Here is an 18015-nt window from a genome sequence, read left to right as displayed (position 1 = left end):
CAGATATGAAGCGCGCACTATGTTTCCCCCGAATTGGAAAAGCGCTAGAAGAGATAATATTGCGAGTCAATATCATTTATCACATTGCCCCGCTGGCCCTGTCCGCTAGGTTGGCAGCTCCATCTCGGGAGATTTCCATGCGCCACTTTGCCGTCCTATTCCCGATCCTATTGCCATACCCCGCGATTGCGCAGCCCGGCGAGGAGCAGCGTCCCCGGATCGTCGTAAATGGTGCCGCGACGATCCCCAGTCCGCCCGACCGTGCCGTCGTCAGCTTCTCCGTTCATGGCGAGGGCGCGACCAGCGATGAGGCCGTGCGCGCCATGGAAACGAAACGGGACGCGATCGAAAAGGGGCTGGCAAGCGTCGCCGTCCGGCCCGACATACGCGCGGCGCCGGTCGCCTGGATTGCGTGGCGCAGCGGATGAACCCGGCCACGTTCGGCTCGTTGCCCGGGGCCTGCACAACGACCACCGCTGGCTCCAATGGCCCCGACCGGATCGCCCATTATATCTACGAATATGCAGGCGAGATTGAACGCGTCGAGGAAGGTTATGGGACCCCTTTGGTTCGCAATTCGGTGCTTTACGCCCGCAGCCCGAACGGACAGGTCACACGCATTTATGACGGCAAGAACAATGTGACACGCTACGCTTATGACGGCCATGATCGGCTGATCAGAACCTGCTACAACAGCACAGCGACGGCCTGTAACAATGGGACAGCGGCGGACAAGGTGCAGTTGACCTACGACAGCGTGGGCCGCCTGACCAATCGCGGCCTGCGCGGTCATTCCGTCGCGATCACCATCGCATATAGCTATGACGATCTGGGCCATCTCAAGACGATCGATTATCCAGGACCAAGCATCTTCGATTCCGACGTGACCATGAACTACGACAATCTGGGACGGCTGTTGAGCGCGAACGACGCCAACACCCACAGCTCGACCTTTACCTATGATGTGCTGGGCAACGTGACCGGGCAGGGCGACTCGATCTCGACGCGGGTGATGGAATATGACGCGGCGGGCCGGCGGACGCGGATGTACTGGTCGCCAACCGATTATCTGACCTACCACTATAACGGCGTGGGTGAGATGACCGCGATCAAGGAAAAGGGCGTCGATACGCTCGTCACCTTCGAATATGACGATCTGGGGCGGCGCAAGAAGTTGACGCGCGGCAATGGCGTGGTGACCGACTATAGCTATGACGGGGGGTCGCGTCTCACCGGCCTGGTCAACAACCTGACCGGTACGGCGCATGACCAGACGCTGGGGTTCACCTATAATCCTGCAGGGCAGATCGCGACGAAGTCCTGGTCGAACAGCGCCTACGCCTGGGCCGGCCATGTCGACGTGAACCGCACATATGCGACCAATACGCTCAACCAATATACCGCGTCCGGCTCGGTGACGCCCACCTATGACGTCAAGGGCAACCTCGCCAGCGCCGGCGGCTCGACCTACACCTACAGCACCAAGAACGAGCTGGTGCAGACAAGCGACACGGGCAAGCAATTCTATTATGATCCGCTGGGCCGTATGGACACGCTGCTGGTAGGCGGCGCGACCTCGCAGATATACCAATATGACGGCAGCCAGATTTCGTTGGAGCTGGCATCCAACTTTGCTATCCAGCGTCGCTATGTATGGGGTCCCAATCCCGACGAGCCGCTGGTGTGGTACGAAGGCTCTGCGCTCACCGCCGCCAATCGCCGCTACCTGGTCGCCGACGAGCGCGGATCGGTGGTCGCGGTGACCAACAACAGCGGCACGGTGCTGGGCGTCAACACCTATGACGATCACGGTATCCCGGGCTCTGGCAATATCGGGCGGTTCCAATATACAGGACAAGCCTGGATCCCGGAGCTTGGCATGTACAACTACAAGGCCCGCATCTACTCGCCCACGCTCGGGCGGTTCATGCAGACCGATCCCATCGGTTACGCGGACGGCATGAACTGGTATGACTATGTCGGCGGGGATCCGGTCAATAGGACGGATCCGAGTGGCACATCCGCAATTATCGGCGATTTAGTAGGAGTAGACATAGTGGTAACGGCTCCTCTAAATTTCGGGACATATAATTATTACGGCGGTCCAGCTATACAACAGTATTTTGTTCTCCCAACAATCGATTTTAGTGCCTTTACTACGCCGGCTCACGCTGTCGATGGCGATGAAGAATCGGAGCCGGAAAATGATGAGGCCGACATCGTGGTCACTGGGGAGTGCCGTGGAACGTGCCCCGACAGGAAATATTTCGGGGCAGATGGCAAACCCTACAACTACAACCCTTACTATGTTGATCCAGCGCCATGGTTGAACTTGGAAATTGCTATCGCCATCCCGCCACTAATTGGTGCATCAGCCGCAATTCTTCCCGGACTTGGTCCTACTGGAGCGATACTAGGCAGGGCACGCTTGCGGGCTGGTCAGGGGCCCGGCGTGCTCAACTCACGCGTTGGCGAAGAAACCGCGTTCGGATGGAGTTGGCTGGACGGTTGGGCGGGAACTCGGAACTATCTTGGTTTTCACGGCGGTAGGCCGGGCACAACAACGCACTGGCATTTCAGCCCCATTCCTGGCCCGAAGTAATAATGACGGTGTTCTCTATGCATCACCTCGATGACGCTTTACGCAAACTGTCAAATGTGTTGGACAAGGAAAAGTGCACCGTTGATGTGCGCTCTATTGAAGATGGATATTCAATTGACGTTCAGACCTTTTCAAATATGCATTGTCCATTTCACATAGAAGTAACACCTTATATTTTTGATGTAGTTGTCGCTGATCGCTTTGCGATAGGCGATGTAGATCATGATGATTTTGATTTTAATGATATAGCAATATCCATTGCTTCTGGCCACGTCTCGGTGAGAGGAAATCGAGGATTTCTATTCCGTAGGTCTTTTTTAGAGGTGAAGTTGACGGGTGAGCGCATTTTTTACATTGCTGGCCGGGTAAGCTTGTCGCTACAAACCAAGCCACCTTCATATTCGAGCTATATCTTACGACAGGATCAAGGTGAGGCTCCCAGTATCCTACCGAATTGACACCGTTTTGTTGTGTGATGCTGCTGGCACGCTGGCAGGCCTGACCCGCACGCTTCCACACCGAAGTAGCAGAGATTTTTGATATGTATGTGGCGGTTCGCTGCCTCACACGCCCCTGCTGATCTGATCCCGGCCCCTATTGCGCAGGGGTGTGTCATTGAACTGGCGGCGCGGTGAGTGAGGCAGTGCCTCGCAGGTTCTGGGTTCATGTGAGGCGCAGCGGGCGGACTTTTATTGTCAATAACCCAGCAAAATCCGTAACTTACGGGTGATCCGATGGCATCCTTCCTGTTGTAGAAAGGCAGGAATATCAGATGCTTATCGGCTATGCGCGCACCTCGACGGTGGACCAGGTTGCGGGTCTGGAAGCGCAGGAAGCGGCGCTCGCTGCAACCGGGTGCACCAAGATCGTGAAGGAACAGGCGTCGTCGGTCGGGGCAGCGCGACGGCTTGGGCACGGTGCTGGACCCTTCGACAAGCTCAGGAGCGCCTTCGTGCGGGAGGGCGACACGCTGGTCGTGTCCCGGCTTGATCGCTTGGCGAGGTCCACGGCGGACCAGCCGGGCTCGATTTTGGGACATCAACACCCCCAGCTACACTGAAGCGCACTGCCGCCTGGCGTGGTGACCGACTATAGCTATGACGGGGGGTCGCGTCTCACCGGCCTGGTCAACAACCTGACCGGTACGGCGCATGACCAGACGCTGGGGTTCACCTATAATCCTGCAGGGCAGATCGCGACGAAGTCCTGGTCGAACAGCGCCTACGCCTGGGCCGGCCATGTCGACGTGAACCGCACATATGCGACCAATACGCTCAACCAATATACCGCGTCCGGCTCGGTGACGCCCACCTATGACGTCAAGGGCAACCTCGCCAGCGCCGGCGGCTCGACCTACACCTACAGCACCAAGAACGAGCTGGTGCAGACAAGCGACACGGGCAAGCAATTCTATTATGATCCGCTGGGCCGTCTGGATGGTGTGCTGACGGGAGATTCAAGCGCACACGGGTTCCAATATGACGGCAATCATATTTCGGTAGAGCTGGCCTCATCGAACTTTGCTATCCAGCGTCGCTATGTATGGGGTCCAGGAGCGGACGAGCCGCTGGTGTGGTATGAAGAGCCCATGTCATCCAGATGGATCAACTGCGCAACGCGGTCGCGGCCTTTACATCGACATGGTGTCCGAGCGAACCCTCTTGTTCTACAGAGACCGCTCTCAAGAGAGACCGCTCTCACGAATGACGTAAGTGCATCGGCGCCCGCCTTCGATGATATGCTCTGCGCGATGGATCGACACGGTGGGCCCCAGCGCGGTTCCGAACATTTCCAGTTCCGCGCTGCAGAAACCACCGCACACTGTTGCAACCGGGCTGATGGGGCAGTGGTTCTCGATGAGCAGAAATGACCCGTCGCCCTCCTCCCGCCAATCAGCCATATAGCCTTCTTTCGAGCGCAATGCGGCCAGCGCAGCTACCCGGTCGCGAAGCAGGTGTTTGCCCCCCAGCTCCTCCAGATAGCGGCGCTGCGTCTCGCTTTCGCGAACGTTGATGATCATGTCGAGGGCTGACTCACCCAGGCGCGTGCGTATGATATCGAGCAACTGCTCCGTCAGGCTCGCGCATGTATCGGGAAACCGCGATTGAGCAGCTGCGGTCAAGTCCCACAACTGTTGCGGTCGGCCAACGCCTCTGGCTTCGCTCGTCGCGACGACGAGGTCCTGTTCAGCCAAGCGCATGAGTTGCTGACGAGCCGCTTCACCGGTGATTCCAAGCTTCTTGCCGATCGCAGCAGATGAGAGGCGACCCTGCAATTTCAGGGCCATCAATACACGGTCGCCGGGCGTACGCGTCGACCAACCTGAATATTCCAATGTTGAGCTTGACATATCTGACGGTTTGGTTTTCAAAGTCATAGCTTGGAAAATAACAAAACTTATGCGCCTGCGCAAGCGCGGCCCGGAAGTCTAAAAGGGGATCTTGAACATGGATCTGAACTGCCCCGCAACATCGCAATTCGTCTTCAGAGCGCTTGCCGATGAGGCGAGAGCATGACGGACTCGCTTCACGATATTCCTCCTCAGCTTCCCTCCTCGCGTCCGCAAGGCCGGACCATCGTCCTCACGGCGATCGTTCTAGCGGCGATACTTGGTGGCCTGTTTCTTTGGCACACGCTGAAAAGCGGCCAAGGCCAAAGTTGGCAACAACAAGCCGTCCCGGTCGCTGCTGTGGTTGTTGCGCCTCGCGATGTGCCCTCCTCATTGAACGCGGTTGGCACGCTCACGGCGGTTCGCGAAGTAACGCTCTCGAGTGAGGTTGCGGGCCGGGTGTCGGCCATCACCTTCACGGCCGGCTCCAACGTGCGGGCCGGGGCGCTTCTCGTCCAGCTGTTCGACGGCCCCGAACGCGCCGACCGGGAGGCCGCGAAAGCCAGGGCGGCGTTCAGTGGCATACAGCTCGCCCGTTCCGAGCAGCTTGCCCCGACAGGGGCCGAACCGCGCGAACTGCTGCAACAGCGCCGCGCCGAGCGTGACCAGGCCACGGCCGCGGTGCGGCAGATAGATGCGCGCCTGATCCAGAAGCAGGTCCGCGCGCCCTTCTCTGGCGAGGTCGGCATCCGCCGCGTCAATCTGGGACAGTTCATCAACCCCGGTGATCCCGTCGCGACGCTGACGGCGCTTGATTCGCTCTATGTCGAATTCGCTCTTCCGCAACAGGAACTCGCGCGCTTGAAACCCGGATCGACGGTTTCCGTGACCAGCGATGCTTTTCCGGCTCGCACCTTTACCGCGCGCGTCAACGCCATCGAGCCTCAGATCGGCAGGGACACGCGCAATGTCACCGTGCAGGCGCTCCTGCCCAATGCTGATCGCGCGCTGCGCCCCGGCATGTATGTGACGGCCGGATTGGCGCTGCCACCGCAGCAAGGCGCGCTCGTCGTACCGGCGACCGCCATCCAGACATCGGCACAGGGCGACAGCGTGATCGTCATCCGGGGCAAAAGCGCTCGTACGGGCGGCAAGGCGGAGATCGTGCCGGTCCAGGCCGGCCGCCGCATCGGCAACGAGGTCGTGGTCGACAAGGGCCTGCGCCCCGGCGACGTCGTCGTGTCGGAAGGCCAGTTGCGCGTGCAGCCCGGCGCCGAGGTCAAGGTCGCGCGCATCGTCCAGGCCGGGGGCCGCTGACATGGCGTTCACCGACCTCTTCATACGCCGGCCGATCCTGGCGATCGTCGTCAGCCTGCTGATCCTGCTCGCCGGCCTCAGCGCGACGTTCAGCCTGCCGATCCGCCAGTATCCCGGCATGGAAAATGCGACGATCACGATTGACACGTCGCTCCCCGGCGCCTCGCAGGAAGTAATGCACGGCTTTGTCACCACGCCGATCTCTCAGGCGATCGCCACCGCAAACGGCATCGAATATCTCGCCTCGACCTCCAGCCAGGGCAAGAGCCAGATTCGGGCTAAGCTGGTCCTCAACGCCAATGCCGACCGCTCGATGACCGAAGTCCTCGCGCGGGTCCAGCAGGTCAAATATCGCCTGCCCGCCGGGGCTACCGACCCGGTCATCTCGAAGATCACCGACGGCGCGTCCGCCATCCAATATGTTGCCTTCGCCAGTGATACGCTCTCACCATCACAGATGGCCGACTTTGCGACGCGCGTGGCCCAGCCTCTGATCACCTCGGTTCCCGGTGTCGGTTCGGCGCGGATCACCGGCGGCGCGCCACTGGCGATGCGTATCTGGGTCGATCCGGTGAAGCTCGCCGCGCGCGGCCTCACCGCGAGCGACCTGGCCAATGCCCTCCGGGCGAACAACGTCCAGGCGGCGCCGGGGCAGATCAAGGGCGAAAGCACCGCGATCAACATTACCGCGGGCACCGACCTGCGCACCGTCGACGCCTTCCGCCAGATGGTGCTCAAGACGGGCCGCGATAGCGTGGTGCGGGTAGGTGACGTCGCGACGATCGAGCTTGGCGGCCAGAATTATGATGGCATCGGCCTCGCATCGGGCCGCCCCGGCGTCACGATCGCCATCTCGCCCACGCCGGACGGCAACCCGCTGGAGATTGTGCGCGCGGTCAAGGCCATGCTGCCCGACATCCAGCGCGCCGCGCCCCCAGCTCTCAAGGTTTCGAGCGTGTTCGACGCCGCGCAGTTCGTCGACGCCTCCATCGAGCAGGTCCAGCATACGCTGATCGAGGCGATCCTTATTGTGATCTTCGTGATCTTCCTGTTTCTGGGCACGTTCAGGGCCGTCATCATCCCGGTTGTCACGATACCCCTGTCGCTGCTCGGCACGGCGGCGCTGATGCTGGCCTTTGGTTTTTCGCTTAACCTGCTCACGCTGCTCGCCATGGTGCTGGCGATCGGCCTCGTCGTCGACGACGCCATCGTCGTGGTGGAAAATATCCACCGTCACATCGAAGACGGCCTCGCACCGCTGGACGCCGCGCTGGTCGGTGCGCGCGAGATCATCGGCCCGGTGGTCGCGATGACCATCACGCTGGCCGCCGTCTACGCGCCGATCGGTCTGATGGGTGGCCTTACGGGCGCGTTGTTCCGTGAATTCGCCTTCACGCTCGCGGGGTCGGTGATCGTGTCGGGCGTGATTGCGCTCACCCTGTCACCGATGATGAGCGGCCTGCTTCTCAAACCCAAGGCGGGTGAGGGGCGACTTACCCAGGCCGTCGAGCGCGCCATGCACCGGGCCACCGAAGCCTATGTCCGCCTGCTCGACAAGACCCTGGCGGCGCGCACGGCCGTGCTGATCGTCGGCGTCACCGTCCTTGTCGCGATCGGGGTGCTGTTTGCCGGCTCCAAGAGCGAGTTGGCGCCCCAGGAGGACATGGGATATGTGTTCGTCCAGACCAAGGCGCCGCAATATGCCAATGCCAGCTACACGGCGCGATTCAGCGCCGAGGTCGATAAGATCTTTCACCAGTTCCCCGAATATCGCGCCAGCTTCTTCGACATTGGCGGCGACAACAATGCCAATGGCGGCTTTGGCGGCATCGTGATGAAGGACTGGGCCGACCGCAGCCGCAATGGCGACCATGTCCAGGCGGAACTGGCGGGCCGTACCAGCGCCATCACCGGCGTTTACGCGACCGCCTTCCAGGACAGCCCGCTTCCCGCCGGTAGTGGTGGCCTGCCGGTCCAGATGGTCATCCGGTCGGCGGACGATTTCCCCGCAATCTATCAAACCCTCGAAGGGATCAAGGGCGCGGCATGGGGCAGCGGCCTGTTCGCCTTTGTCGATAGCGACCTCGCATTCGACAGTCCGGAGGCGCATATCAGCATCGATCAGGCCAAGGCTGGCGAGATAGGCGTGACCATGGCCGAGATCGCCGATACGCTGGCCGTGCTGGTCGGCGAGAATTACGTCAACCGCTTCAACTGGCATGATCGCTCCTACGACGTCATCGCCCAGGTGCCGCAAGACAAGCGTGTCACCCCGGATAATCTCGGCGAATTCTACGTGAAGGCCGCGTCGGGCAAGCTGGTCCCGCTGTCCACGGTGGCTAGGGTTGAAATCCGGCCGCAGCCCAACCGGCTGCCCCAGTTCAACCAGATGAACTCGGCCACGCTCTCGGCGGTGCTGCTGCCCGGCGTGACCATGGGCCAGGCCGTCGACTTCCTCAAAAGTCAGCCGCTACCGCCGGGGACCAGGGTCGACTGGCTGTCAAACAGCCGACAATATGTGCACGAAGGCAGCCAGCTTACGGTATCTTTCGCCTTCGCGCTGGTCGTGATCTTCCTGGTGCTTGCCGCACAGTTCGAGAGCTTCCGCGATCCGCTCGTGATCCTCGTGACGGTGCCGCTGGCGGTTTGCGGCGCGCTGATACCGCTCTATCTGGGCTTCACTACCCTCAACATCTATACGCAAATCGGCCTCGTCACACTCATCGGCCTCATCTCAAAGCACGGCATCCTTATGGTGGCATTCGCCAACGAGATGCAGCGCACGGAAGGCTGGGGCCGGGCGCAGGCGATCCGCCACGCCGCTGCGGTGCGCATGCGTCCCGTGCTCATGACGACCGCTGCCATGGTCGCGGGTCTCGTGCCGCTCTTGTTCGCTACCGGCGCAGGCGCGAACAGCCGCTTTGCGATCGGCATCGTTGTCGTGATGGGGATGCTGGTCGGCACCCTGTTCACGTTATTCGTGCTGCCGACCGTCTACACGCTGCTCGCCGGCGATCATCGTCCCAAACCGGGAACCGACCCGGGCAGCCAGTCCTCGCCCAAAGGCCAGCCCGCAGCCGAAGGAGGGCTGGCTCATGCGTAATTTCAAAGTCCTCGGCTTGATCGCGTCGCTGCTCGCCTCTGCCTGCGCCGTCGGACCGAATTATGAACGGCCAAAGATCCCTGCGGCCACCGCCGAGCCGTTCGTGACGAAGGGAGCCGGCTTCGATCCAGTGGCGGCGCTGCCCGCCGATTGGTGGCGCCTTTACCGCGATCCCGCGTTGGACGCTCTGGTCGAGCGGGCCTTCGTCGCCAATACTGATCTGCGCGTCGCGGCCGCGAACCTCGCGCGCGCCCGGGCGGTGCTCGGCGAGGCGCGGACCGCGCGGCTGCCGTCCACCACCCTCAATGGCGGGCTTGCCTATGGCGATGCCGTCCAGGGGGCGGGACAGAATGGCATTGCGGGCGGTTCAGGCGACGCGCAATGGTCTCAGTCCGGCGGTCTATCGATCGCGTGGGAGGTCGATCTGTTCGGCCGCGTCAGCCGCGCCATCACAGCCGCCCGGGCGGATGCCGAAGCGGTCGAAGCGGCGCGCGACGCGGTTCGGGTTACGGTCGCGGCCGAGACCACGCGCGCCTATGTCAATGCGTGCGCCTATGCCTTTGCGATCGAGGTCGCGCGGCAGTCCTCGAAGACGAGCAGCGACAGTCTCAGGCTCGTTGCCGATCAGGAGCGGGCCGGATCGGTCGGCAAACTCGATGTGGAACGGGCCGGAGCCGCCGCGGCGACTGCGCGATCGGCAATCCCGGCCCTCGAGGGGCAGCGTCAGGTCGCGCTGTTTGAGCTGGCTGCACTGATCGGCACGACACCAGGTGATGTTCCCGAAGCTGCGCAGTCCTGTTCGCAGGCTCCTGAACCCGCGAACAACCTCCCGGTCGGGGACGGTGCCGCTCTCCTCCGTCGCCGCCCGGATCTCCGCCAGGCGGAACGCCAGCTCGCAGCAGATACGGCGCGAATTGGCGTTGCGACGGCTGACCTATACCCGAAGGTCAGTCTGGGCGGGTCGGGCAACTTTTTCCGCAACGATATGGTGAGGGACGGAGACTCCTTCTCCTTCTCACTGGGACCCCTCATTTCCTGGAGCTTTCCCAATATCGCTGTTGCGCGCGCGCGGGTCCGCCAGGCCCAAGCGCAGGGTGACGCTGCGCTGGCAACGTTCGACGGGCGCGTGCTCAATGCTCTCAAGGAAGTCGAGCAGGCGCTGACGGTTGTCGCTGCCGAGCAGGATCGGCTTCAGTCGCTCCGGGAGGCGCAGCTACGCGCCGGCGAAGCGCACAGGCTCGCCGATCTTCGATACCGCGGGGGATCCATCGGCTATCTCGACGTCCTCCTTGCCCAAGCCGACATGCTTTCGGCCCGCAGTGCCTATGCCGGTTCCGCACAGCGGCTCGCGTCCGCACGGGTGGACCTGTTCAAGGCGTTGGGCGGTGGATGGCAGCACAGTCAGGAAACCGAGCAGGCACCGATGCGAACCCACTGACGCTACATAGGCTTTCGCGATTGGAAGAGATCAATGACGGCACGTACGTGACCCCGGCGCTCGAGTTCAGCACCGCAGTACACTTGCCGCCCTCGCAGCGGACGCAGCGGTGCTTTCCATCCGGGGTGGTCCAGACCATGATGTTGCCCGTGCTTCTTGCGGGGTCACGCCGCGATCCGCGCGCAGGCAGTGAAGAACTGCATGGACGTGCTGCGCGAGGGTGGCAGCGGGGAACGGGATCGCGCAGACGTGCTGGGCATGCTGAGCCATCTAGGAGTGCTGCAATGAAAGCTGATGAACCCGGTTCCGTCCGCCATTTCGGCGGGGTGGACGAGGAAGCCGCGCTCGCTGGCGCACAGATCGCCCACGACATCAAGGTCAGCAGCGCGTTGCGTATGGCATCTGATCGGCGGCGGCAATTAAACGCGCCACCGCCCACACCGCCCGCGCAACCCTTGGCCGAGGCGCTGCCGGAGGCGCAGGATTGGCGCGCGAAGCTCGGCCTGACTTGACCACATGAGCCTCCGGGCACTCCAGCGCCGCATGAAGCGCAGCGAGGAGGATCGGAAGCCGAGGCCATCGCCGTTCACCCGCTGGTATGGTTCGTTCGATGCTTGGGTTGAGAGCCAAATCCTTCCCGGCATTGAGAGCGGGGCACTGGACGGCGCTGACATTATCGTCGTTGTCTCTGCCCTCCGGCGTTGGGAGGAGGAAGGGCTATGGGCAGCATAATGCTCGCTGACGGTGCGCCAGCGTGGCTAGTGGCGTGACGGCATCAGCAGGGTCAGCCACACCCGATCATTCCACGTTGGCAAAACGATCAGTTGCGAACATCAAAAATGCGCGAGAGAATAATGTCGGTATAGTTGAAGAGGTGATTGATGACCCGACGCGGATGCGCTCTGGGTGGCGCAGTTGCTTTGGCCCTATTGTTTGCGGGGGGTGTATGGCTCAACTTCGTGTTGGATTACGAACGGGAGCGCGCCGTCTCGCCTGATGGCGAATGGATAGCGATCGCTTACATCAATGGGGCACCTTTGACCGCTGAGAACGAGCGGGCGTATATCTGGCGCTGGTGGCAACCGCGTTTTGGGTGGCTGGGATGCCAAATTTTTGAGGCAAAGAATGAGTCTCCCATTCGCCTATTATGGGATGGTGAGGAGCATCTCCAGGTTCAGCACGGCTTCCGTCCAAGCGATCTGGTAGCCGCTCGAGACCGCTGCGGACCTGTTACCGTGTCAATCGTTAGAAAGTTTGCGGCCTACTCCTAACTGACACTACCCTTTGGACGGGCCGCACTGGCGCTGCTTACGGCCTGCTGAGGAGCCAAATTCACTGCGCAATTAGGCTGGCCCAACCCCCTTGAGGGCGGGTCGCATAAGCGGGATTCGAACCCACGATACAATCCGGTTCCATATCTGCCCGCGGCGGTCCGCAGATGTACGCCGAACCAAAGTCAGCGCCACGTTTTCTACCACGTCAAAATCGTTACGGCGTGGAACCAGAAATATGGCTTGCATGCGCACCGCCTTCCGGCGGCTCCCGACCGACTCCAGCGGTAAGTATTCCGAACATGAGATTTTACGGAAGATACATTCTACAATGGTAGGACATTTCCGACTCAGATCGGCGCATGGAGCCAGAATGCCCTGCGCAATCACACCTTTCGCGCGCCGCTCCCGAGGCGCGATAGGATTTTCGGCATTCTTCGGTTTCCGCAGCTACAATGGCTTTGCCGAGTGGTCGCTTTCATGACCTGTCTTAAGCCGGCTCCGCCAAGTGTGGATCGTAAGGATCAATCCGCGATCGCCCAGTCTCAGCGGGGGGCAATCACCCCTCATATTCGAAAATATTATTCCACATGGTTTATTGACAGAACTATCATTCCATAATAGGCTAATCGAAAGAGCGAGACATATGTCCTTAGGAGGGGAATGATGAGGCTACGGTACGGTTTGTGGTGCGCAACGGCCGCTTGGGTATTTGTCCCCGGGCTTGCTCTCGCTCAATCCCGCTCAGAAAGTGGCACGTCGCGAGAAGCGGTCCCCGTACCCGCCGCCAAGTCCAACGCTGATGCTACCCTCGCAGATATTATCGTAACTGCGAACCGTCGGCCGGAGCGGCTGCAGGACGTGCCGATCACCCTCACCGCGATCGAAGGTGAAACCCTACGTGAACAGGGCGTCCAAAATCCGGAAGATCTGGGCCGGCTCTCGCCGAGCCTTGTCACGCAGAACAACGCCTCCAACGCGCAGGGAACCAATTTTGCGATTCGCGGCGTGGGGACGGCGAGCTTCCAGCGTTCGGTGGAGCCGAGCGTCGCGGTCGTGCTCGACGATGTGACCCTGATCAGATCCGAGCTGGGCGTCATCAATTTCACGGATTTGGCTCAGGTGGAGGTGCTGAACGGACCGCAAGGATTCCTCTTCGGCAAGAACGCTTCCGCGGGGTTGATCAATATCCGCACCAATGATCCGCAGCTTGGAAGCAACTCGGGTCGCCTGTTTTCGGAATATGGACAGCTCGACAACGCGAACGATACATCCCTGTTCCGCGTGCAGGGGATCGCAAACCTTGCGGTCTCCAGCGACGCGGCCATACGTATCAATGGGTTCTACGTAAAAAACTCGGCGCTTCAGAAGAATGTTGTGCCAAATCCTGATTTTGAAGGCGGCCTGCGTCAGATCGGAGGGTCTGCGAAGATCCTTTGGGAGCCGACCGATCGCCTCTCCATCCTGTTGTCTGGCGATTATATGGATTCGCGCGGGGCCGGCGGCGGCGTTGCGAGCTTCCGCGTCGTGACGCCCGCAAGCCCCCTCGCTTCGATACTTCCGGCGCTTGGCATCACTCCCAGCGTGAGTAATTCGAAGAGCGCGTATGATGGGCCAACCTTTTATGATCTGCGCGTCGGTGGCGGCCAGGCGAAGATTTCCTACGAATTCGATGGCGGCATGAGGCTTACGAACATCGCCGCTTACCGGGATTTCAAAACATCCCAGGCGTTCGATCCTGACTATAGCCCGCTGCCACTCGTCCAGTTCTTCGGCGGGGGGATCACGGCGAGGCAGTTTTCCGACGAGCTGCGGCTTACCTCGCCCACCGGCGGCAGGTTCGACTATCAGGTGGGGCTCTACCTGTTGAAGGCCCGTGTTCAGGAAAGCTCTCTGCTGGCGGCTACGCTCGGGATGCCAGTGCCTCCTGGCTTCACGACAATTCTCGGGTCCGATAGCTTTTGGCGCCAGCAACTCGGCAGCTATGCTGTCTACGGGCAGGGCACCTATCGGCTTACCGACAGCTTGAAGCTGACCGCGGGGGCCCGTCTCACGCACGAAACCATAAACATGCGCTTTGAAAACACGGCGGGGGGAGGCGTTCTGTCACTTCTGCCGGTTGCGGCTGAGGACGAGCAAAGCCGCAAAGAAACCAACTTCTCCTGGCGCACAACGCTGCAATATGATTTCGACGACGACTGGATGGTCTACGGCACCGCCGCGCGCGGCTATAAGGGGCCGGGATATGCGCAATATTCCTTCTCATATGTACGTCCAGAGATATCGACCCATTTCGAGATCGGATCGAAGGCTCAGTTTTTTGGCCGCAAGCTGACCGTCAACGTCTCTGCGTTCAACACGGAGTTCAAGGATTTCCAGGCGGAGAGCATCGATTTCACCAATCTGTCGTTTCTGCTTCAGAACGCCGGCAAGCTCCGCACTCGTGGCGCGGAACTTCAGATCATTGCTCGCCCCTTGCCGCGCCTGACGCTAAGCGGAGGACTTGCATACACGGATGCCCGCTTCATCTCGTTCACGGGGGATACCTGCTATGTTGGGCAGCCGGACTGCGTGAACGGAGTCACGGACTCTTCCGGCAGGAGACTGCCGAACGCGCCAGAATGGAAGGGACTGGTGGACGTAAGTTACGAACAGCCATTGGGCGACGATTTCGCCGCCACACTGAACGTCGGCATTAGCTCACAATCCTCCTACAACTTCCTGTCGAACGGGAACCCCAGCGCCGAGCAGAAGGGCTACACTACAGTCGATCTTGGGCTTGCCCTGACCCAGAAACCGATGGGCTGGACCCTCCGTGCGTTCTGCCGCAACTGCACGAACGAACATTTTGTCGCCACAGTGCAGGGGCATCCGTTCTTCCCCGGCGACCATATCCAGAATCTCAGCTACAATGGCTTCCGCCAGCTCGGTCTTGCCCTGGACCTCAAGTTCTAGGTCGCCTTTATCTGTCGAAAACAATGTGGGTAGCAGGGCCGGAGATTGAGCAAGCGCATTTGTCCATGGGCATGCTTAAGGCTCTTATTGACCGGTTATATCAAAGTGCGAAGAGTCTGACTCGTCGCACTTTGTTCAGTTCGTACGGCGCTTGAGAACATCCGTTTCCGGCAAGGTCCAGAAATATCTGCTGCGCGAGGCGATGATCCCCGATCTCGGGGGGATAAAAACATCATCCTCAAGCTTTATCATCGCCGTCGACGCGCAGGCACCCGCCTGGCGCTAGATCTACGACCAGACAAGCATTTTTTGGGCGTCACTTGCCGGCTCAAGCCATTCCATGTTTCCGTCCGTTGGCGACTCCTTCTCCCTCGCGTCGGGTAGGACCACTTCGGGCAGCGATGATGAACGTTTGGCCGTTCACGACATGGTCGGGATCACGAACGAACCCATGTTTCGGCTTGGACCGCCATCTTCCGCGCCCCTTTCGGCAAGCATATGATCGGGCCAGCGCTGGGTGATGGTCTTGACCTTGGTCCAGAAGTGCACGCCTTCCATACCGTGTTGATTGTGATCGCCAAATGCCGAGCGCTTCCAGCCGCCAAAGCTGTGATAGGCGACAGGTACGGGGATCGGAACATTGATACCGACCATGCCGACATTGACACGCTGCGCAAATTCACGCGCGGCATCGCCGTTGCGAGTAAAGATCGCCACGCCGTTGCCGTACTGGTGTCGGGATGGCAGCGCGAGCGCCTCCTCGAAACTCGACGCGCGGACGATTTGCAGCACCGGTCCGAAAATCTCCTCGCGATAGGACGACATGTCCGGTGTGACGTGGTCGAACAGGCTGGGACCAACGAAGAAGCCATTTTCATGCCCCTGTAGGGTGAAGCCGCGGCCGTCGACGACCAGTTCCGCGCCCTCCTCCACCCCGGTCTGGATCCAACGTTCGATCCGGGCTTTGTGCTCGGCGGTGACGACCGGGCCGTAATGGGCATCGGCATCGGTGGAGACGCCGAGGCGCAGCGCCCCGATCGCAGGGATCAGCTTCGCCTTCAGCCGCTCGGCGGTCTCCGCGCCAACCGGAACCACGACCGGAAGCGCCATGCAGCGCTCGCCCGCCGAGCCAAAAGCCGCGCCGCACAGGTCTGCGACGGTCTGGTCGAGATCTGCGTCGGGCATAACGATGCCGTGGTTCTTCGCCCCGCCCATCGCCTGCACACGCTTGCCCGCAGCGACGCCGCGCGAATAGACATATTGCGCAATGTCGGATGAGCCGACGAAGCTGACCGCGCCGATCGCGGGATGATCGAGGATGGCGTCCACCATCTCCTTGTCGCCGTGGACGACCTGGAAGATGCCGTCGGGCAGGCCTGCCGCCTGAAACAGTTCGCCAAGGCGCACCGGCACGGAGGGGTCACGCTCCGACGGCTTGAGAATGAAGGCGTTGCCAGTCGCGATCGCGACCGCGCTCATCCACAGCGGGATCATCGCCGGAAAGTTGAACGGCGTGATGCCCGCGCCGATGCCGATCGGCTGACGCATCGAATAGACGTCGATCCCCGGCCCGGCACCCTCTGTGTACTCTCCCTTCAGCAGGTGAGGGATGCCGCAGGCGAATTCCACCACATCGAGGCCGCGCTGGATGTCGCCCCTGGCATCACTGACCACCTTGCCATGTTCAGAGGCGAGCAGCCGCGCCAGCGAATCCATTTCCGCTTCCACCAGTTGCTTGAACGCGAACATCACCCGCGCGCGCCGCTGCGGGTTGATAGCCGCCCAGGCCGGCTGAGCCGCCGCCGCAACCTCAACAGCGCGGTTCAACTCGTCAGCAGTACCAAGCCCGACGCGCGCTTGCACGCGGCCGACGTTCGGATCGAACACGTCGCCGAACCGACCCGAGGCTGACGCGACCGCCTGGCCGCCGATAAAATGCTGAACGTCACGAAGGCTCGTACTTGCCACAACTATACTCCTTGGGATTTTTTTCGCGGCGGCCTGGTCCGCACGGGACTGCGATTGGCGCCCGCAGTCATTCGAGATTCCAGCTATGCGTCGCTTCCCGGCCTGGCGAGCAGTGAGTTCAGGCGATCGACCACCATGTCAGTGGCATCAGCCGCCGCCGGCACCAGAGCCGACAGGTTAGCGAAGCCATGTGTCAGGTTGTCAAACTCGATGATGTCGACCGCCACGCCCGCCTGTCGCAGCCGATCGGCATAGGCGACAGCCTCGTCGTGCAACGGATCGACGGTCAGCACCACGACCACGGCCGGAGGCAAATTGTCGAGGCGCTCCGCGGCGAGGGGTGAAATCCGCGGGTCGGCGGGATCGTGCCCGCCGCAATAGCCTCCCATGATCTGCGGGAAAGTCTCTGTGCGCAGGCTCGGATCGGCGTTGGCGCGGCGGGACGGATAGTTATCCGCCTCATTGCGAAGATCGACGGCAGGGAAGAAGAGCAACTGCGCGTCGAAATTCTTGCCGGCGGTCTCGCGCAATTCCAGGGCGATGGCGGCGGCCAGATTGCCGCCGGCGCTCTCGCCTCCGATGACGACCGGGTGAACCGCGCCGCCGAGCTCGCCGACATGATCAAGGACCCAGCGCGCTGCGGCGAGCGAGTCCTCGAAGCCGGCCGGGAATGGATGCTCGGGCGCCAGCCGATAGGCGCTGGTGACGACGACCATCGAGAGATCGCGCGTCAGGCGCCGGGCCAGCGGCTCGACAAAATCGATGCCCCCAACAGCCCAGCCACCCCCGTGGAGTAAGTGCAGAGTGCCGAGGGGCGCGCCGGCCGGACGGAAGATGCGGATCGCTACACTGTTGCCAGCGGGGCCTGAAAGTGCCTTGTCCTCGACCGCGCCGACCACGATCGGTCCCTCCGGACCATGGAACAGGGGCGCCATTGGCGCTGTTTCCATTCTCATCGCTGCAAAGTCGATCTCGCCGGAAGGGATCGGAAGCTGGCCTAGAATCTGCTGAAGGACCGGATCGAGGGCCATG

Annotated in this window: 12 protein-coding genes; 9 read left to right on the top strand and 3 right to left on the bottom strand. The window is 61.3% G+C overall.

Going from position 1 to position 18015, the window contains the following annotated elements; genetic code table 11:
* Positions 1-137 precede the first annotated feature (137 nt).
* The 4 genes from WG908_RS02795 to WG908_RS02780 all read left to right on the top strand — a co-directional run bounded on the left by WG908_RS02795 (position 138) and on the right by WG908_RS02780 (position 3662).
* Complete coding sequence (locus tag WG908_RS02795) at positions 138-428, top strand: SIMPL domain-containing protein (protein WP_340185050.1); 291 nt, start codon at positions 138-140, stop codon at positions 426-428.
* A complete protein-coding gene (locus tag WG908_RS02790; protein ID WP_340185049.1) occupies positions 425-2602 on the top strand; it encodes an RHS repeat-associated core domain-containing protein in 2178 nt (725 codons plus the stop codon). The genes WG908_RS02795 and WG908_RS02790 overlap by 4 nt, the downstream gene beginning before the upstream one ends.
* 2 nt (positions 2603-2604) lie before the next feature.
* Positions 2605-3060 (top strand): hypothetical protein, encoded by a 456-nt coding sequence (locus tag WG908_RS02785; protein ID WP_340185048.1) that lies wholly within the window; start codon positions 2605-2607, stop codon positions 3058-3060.
* 314 nt (positions 3061-3374) lie between these two features.
* Positions 3375-3662, top strand: coding sequence for a recombinase family protein (locus tag WG908_RS02780; protein WP_340185047.1), 288 nt, complete (start codon positions 3375-3377; stop codon positions 3660-3662).
* Positions 3663-4283: 621 nt separating this feature from the next.
* On the opposite strand, the gene WG908_RS02775 is transcribed toward WG908_RS02780, so the two are convergent.
* Positions 4284-4973, bottom strand: coding sequence for a helix-turn-helix transcriptional regulator (locus WG908_RS02775; protein WP_340185046.1), 690 nt, complete (start codon positions 4971-4973; stop codon positions 4284-4286).
* A 141-nt stretch (positions 4974-5114) separates the two neighbouring features.
* Here WG908_RS02775 and WG908_RS02770 point away from each other — a divergent pair, with 141 nt between their 5' ends.
* The 5 genes from WG908_RS02770 (at position 5115) to WG908_RS02750 (ending at position 15015) form a co-directional block, all read left to right on the top strand.
* Positions 5115-6248: an efflux RND transporter periplasmic adaptor subunit gene (locus tag WG908_RS02770; RefSeq protein WP_340185045.1), complete on the top strand. Its 1134-nt coding sequence runs from the start codon at positions 5115-5117 to the stop codon at positions 6246-6248.
* 1 nt (position 6249) lies between these two features.
* Positions 6250-9351, top strand: a complete 3102-nt coding sequence (locus WG908_RS02765; protein ID WP_340185044.1) for an efflux RND transporter permease subunit — start codon at positions 6250-6252, stop codon at positions 9349-9351.
* Positions 9344-10789 (top strand): efflux transporter outer membrane subunit, encoded by a 1446-nt coding sequence (locus WG908_RS02760; RefSeq protein WP_340185043.1) that lies wholly within the window; start codon positions 9344-9346, stop codon positions 10787-10789. The genes WG908_RS02765 and WG908_RS02760 overlap by 8 nt, the downstream gene beginning before the upstream one ends.
* A gap of 284 nt (positions 10790-11073) precedes the next feature.
* On the top strand, positions 11074-11301 hold the full coding sequence (locus WG908_RS02755) for a hypothetical protein (RefSeq protein ID WP_340185042.1): 228 nt from the start codon (positions 11074-11076) through the stop codon (positions 11299-11301).
* Between the two features lie 1620 nt (positions 11302-12921).
* Positions 12922-15015 carry a TonB-dependent receptor gene (locus WG908_RS02750; RefSeq protein ID WP_340185041.1) on the top strand — a complete coding sequence of 698 codons (2094 nt, stop codon included), beginning with the start codon at positions 12922-12924 and terminating at the stop codon, positions 15013-15015.
* A gap of 420 nt (positions 15016-15435) precedes the next feature.
* Here WG908_RS02750 and WG908_RS02745 read toward each other — a convergent pair whose 3' ends face one another.
* Together WG908_RS02745 and WG908_RS02740 are read right to left on the bottom strand one after the other, a co-directional pair.
* Positions 15436-16947: a CoA-acylating methylmalonate-semialdehyde dehydrogenase gene (locus tag WG908_RS02745; RefSeq protein WP_445326659.1), complete on the bottom strand. Its 1512-nt coding sequence runs from the start codon at positions 16945-16947 to the stop codon at positions 15436-15438.
* A gap of 119 nt (positions 16948-17066) precedes the next feature.
* Entirely contained in the window at positions 17067-18014 is a 948-nt protein-coding gene (locus WG908_RS02740; RefSeq protein WP_340185039.1) for an alpha/beta hydrolase, read from the bottom strand.
* Between the last annotated feature and the right edge of the window lies 1 nt (position 18015).

The sequence above is a fragment of the Sphingobium anseongense genome (assembly GCF_037725245.1).
Classification (GTDB): Bacteria; Pseudomonadota; Alphaproteobacteria; order Sphingomonadales; family Sphingomonadaceae; genus Sphingobium.
Note: the sequence above shows the minus strand (reverse complement) of the source record. Positions and strands in the feature narration are given on the sequence as shown.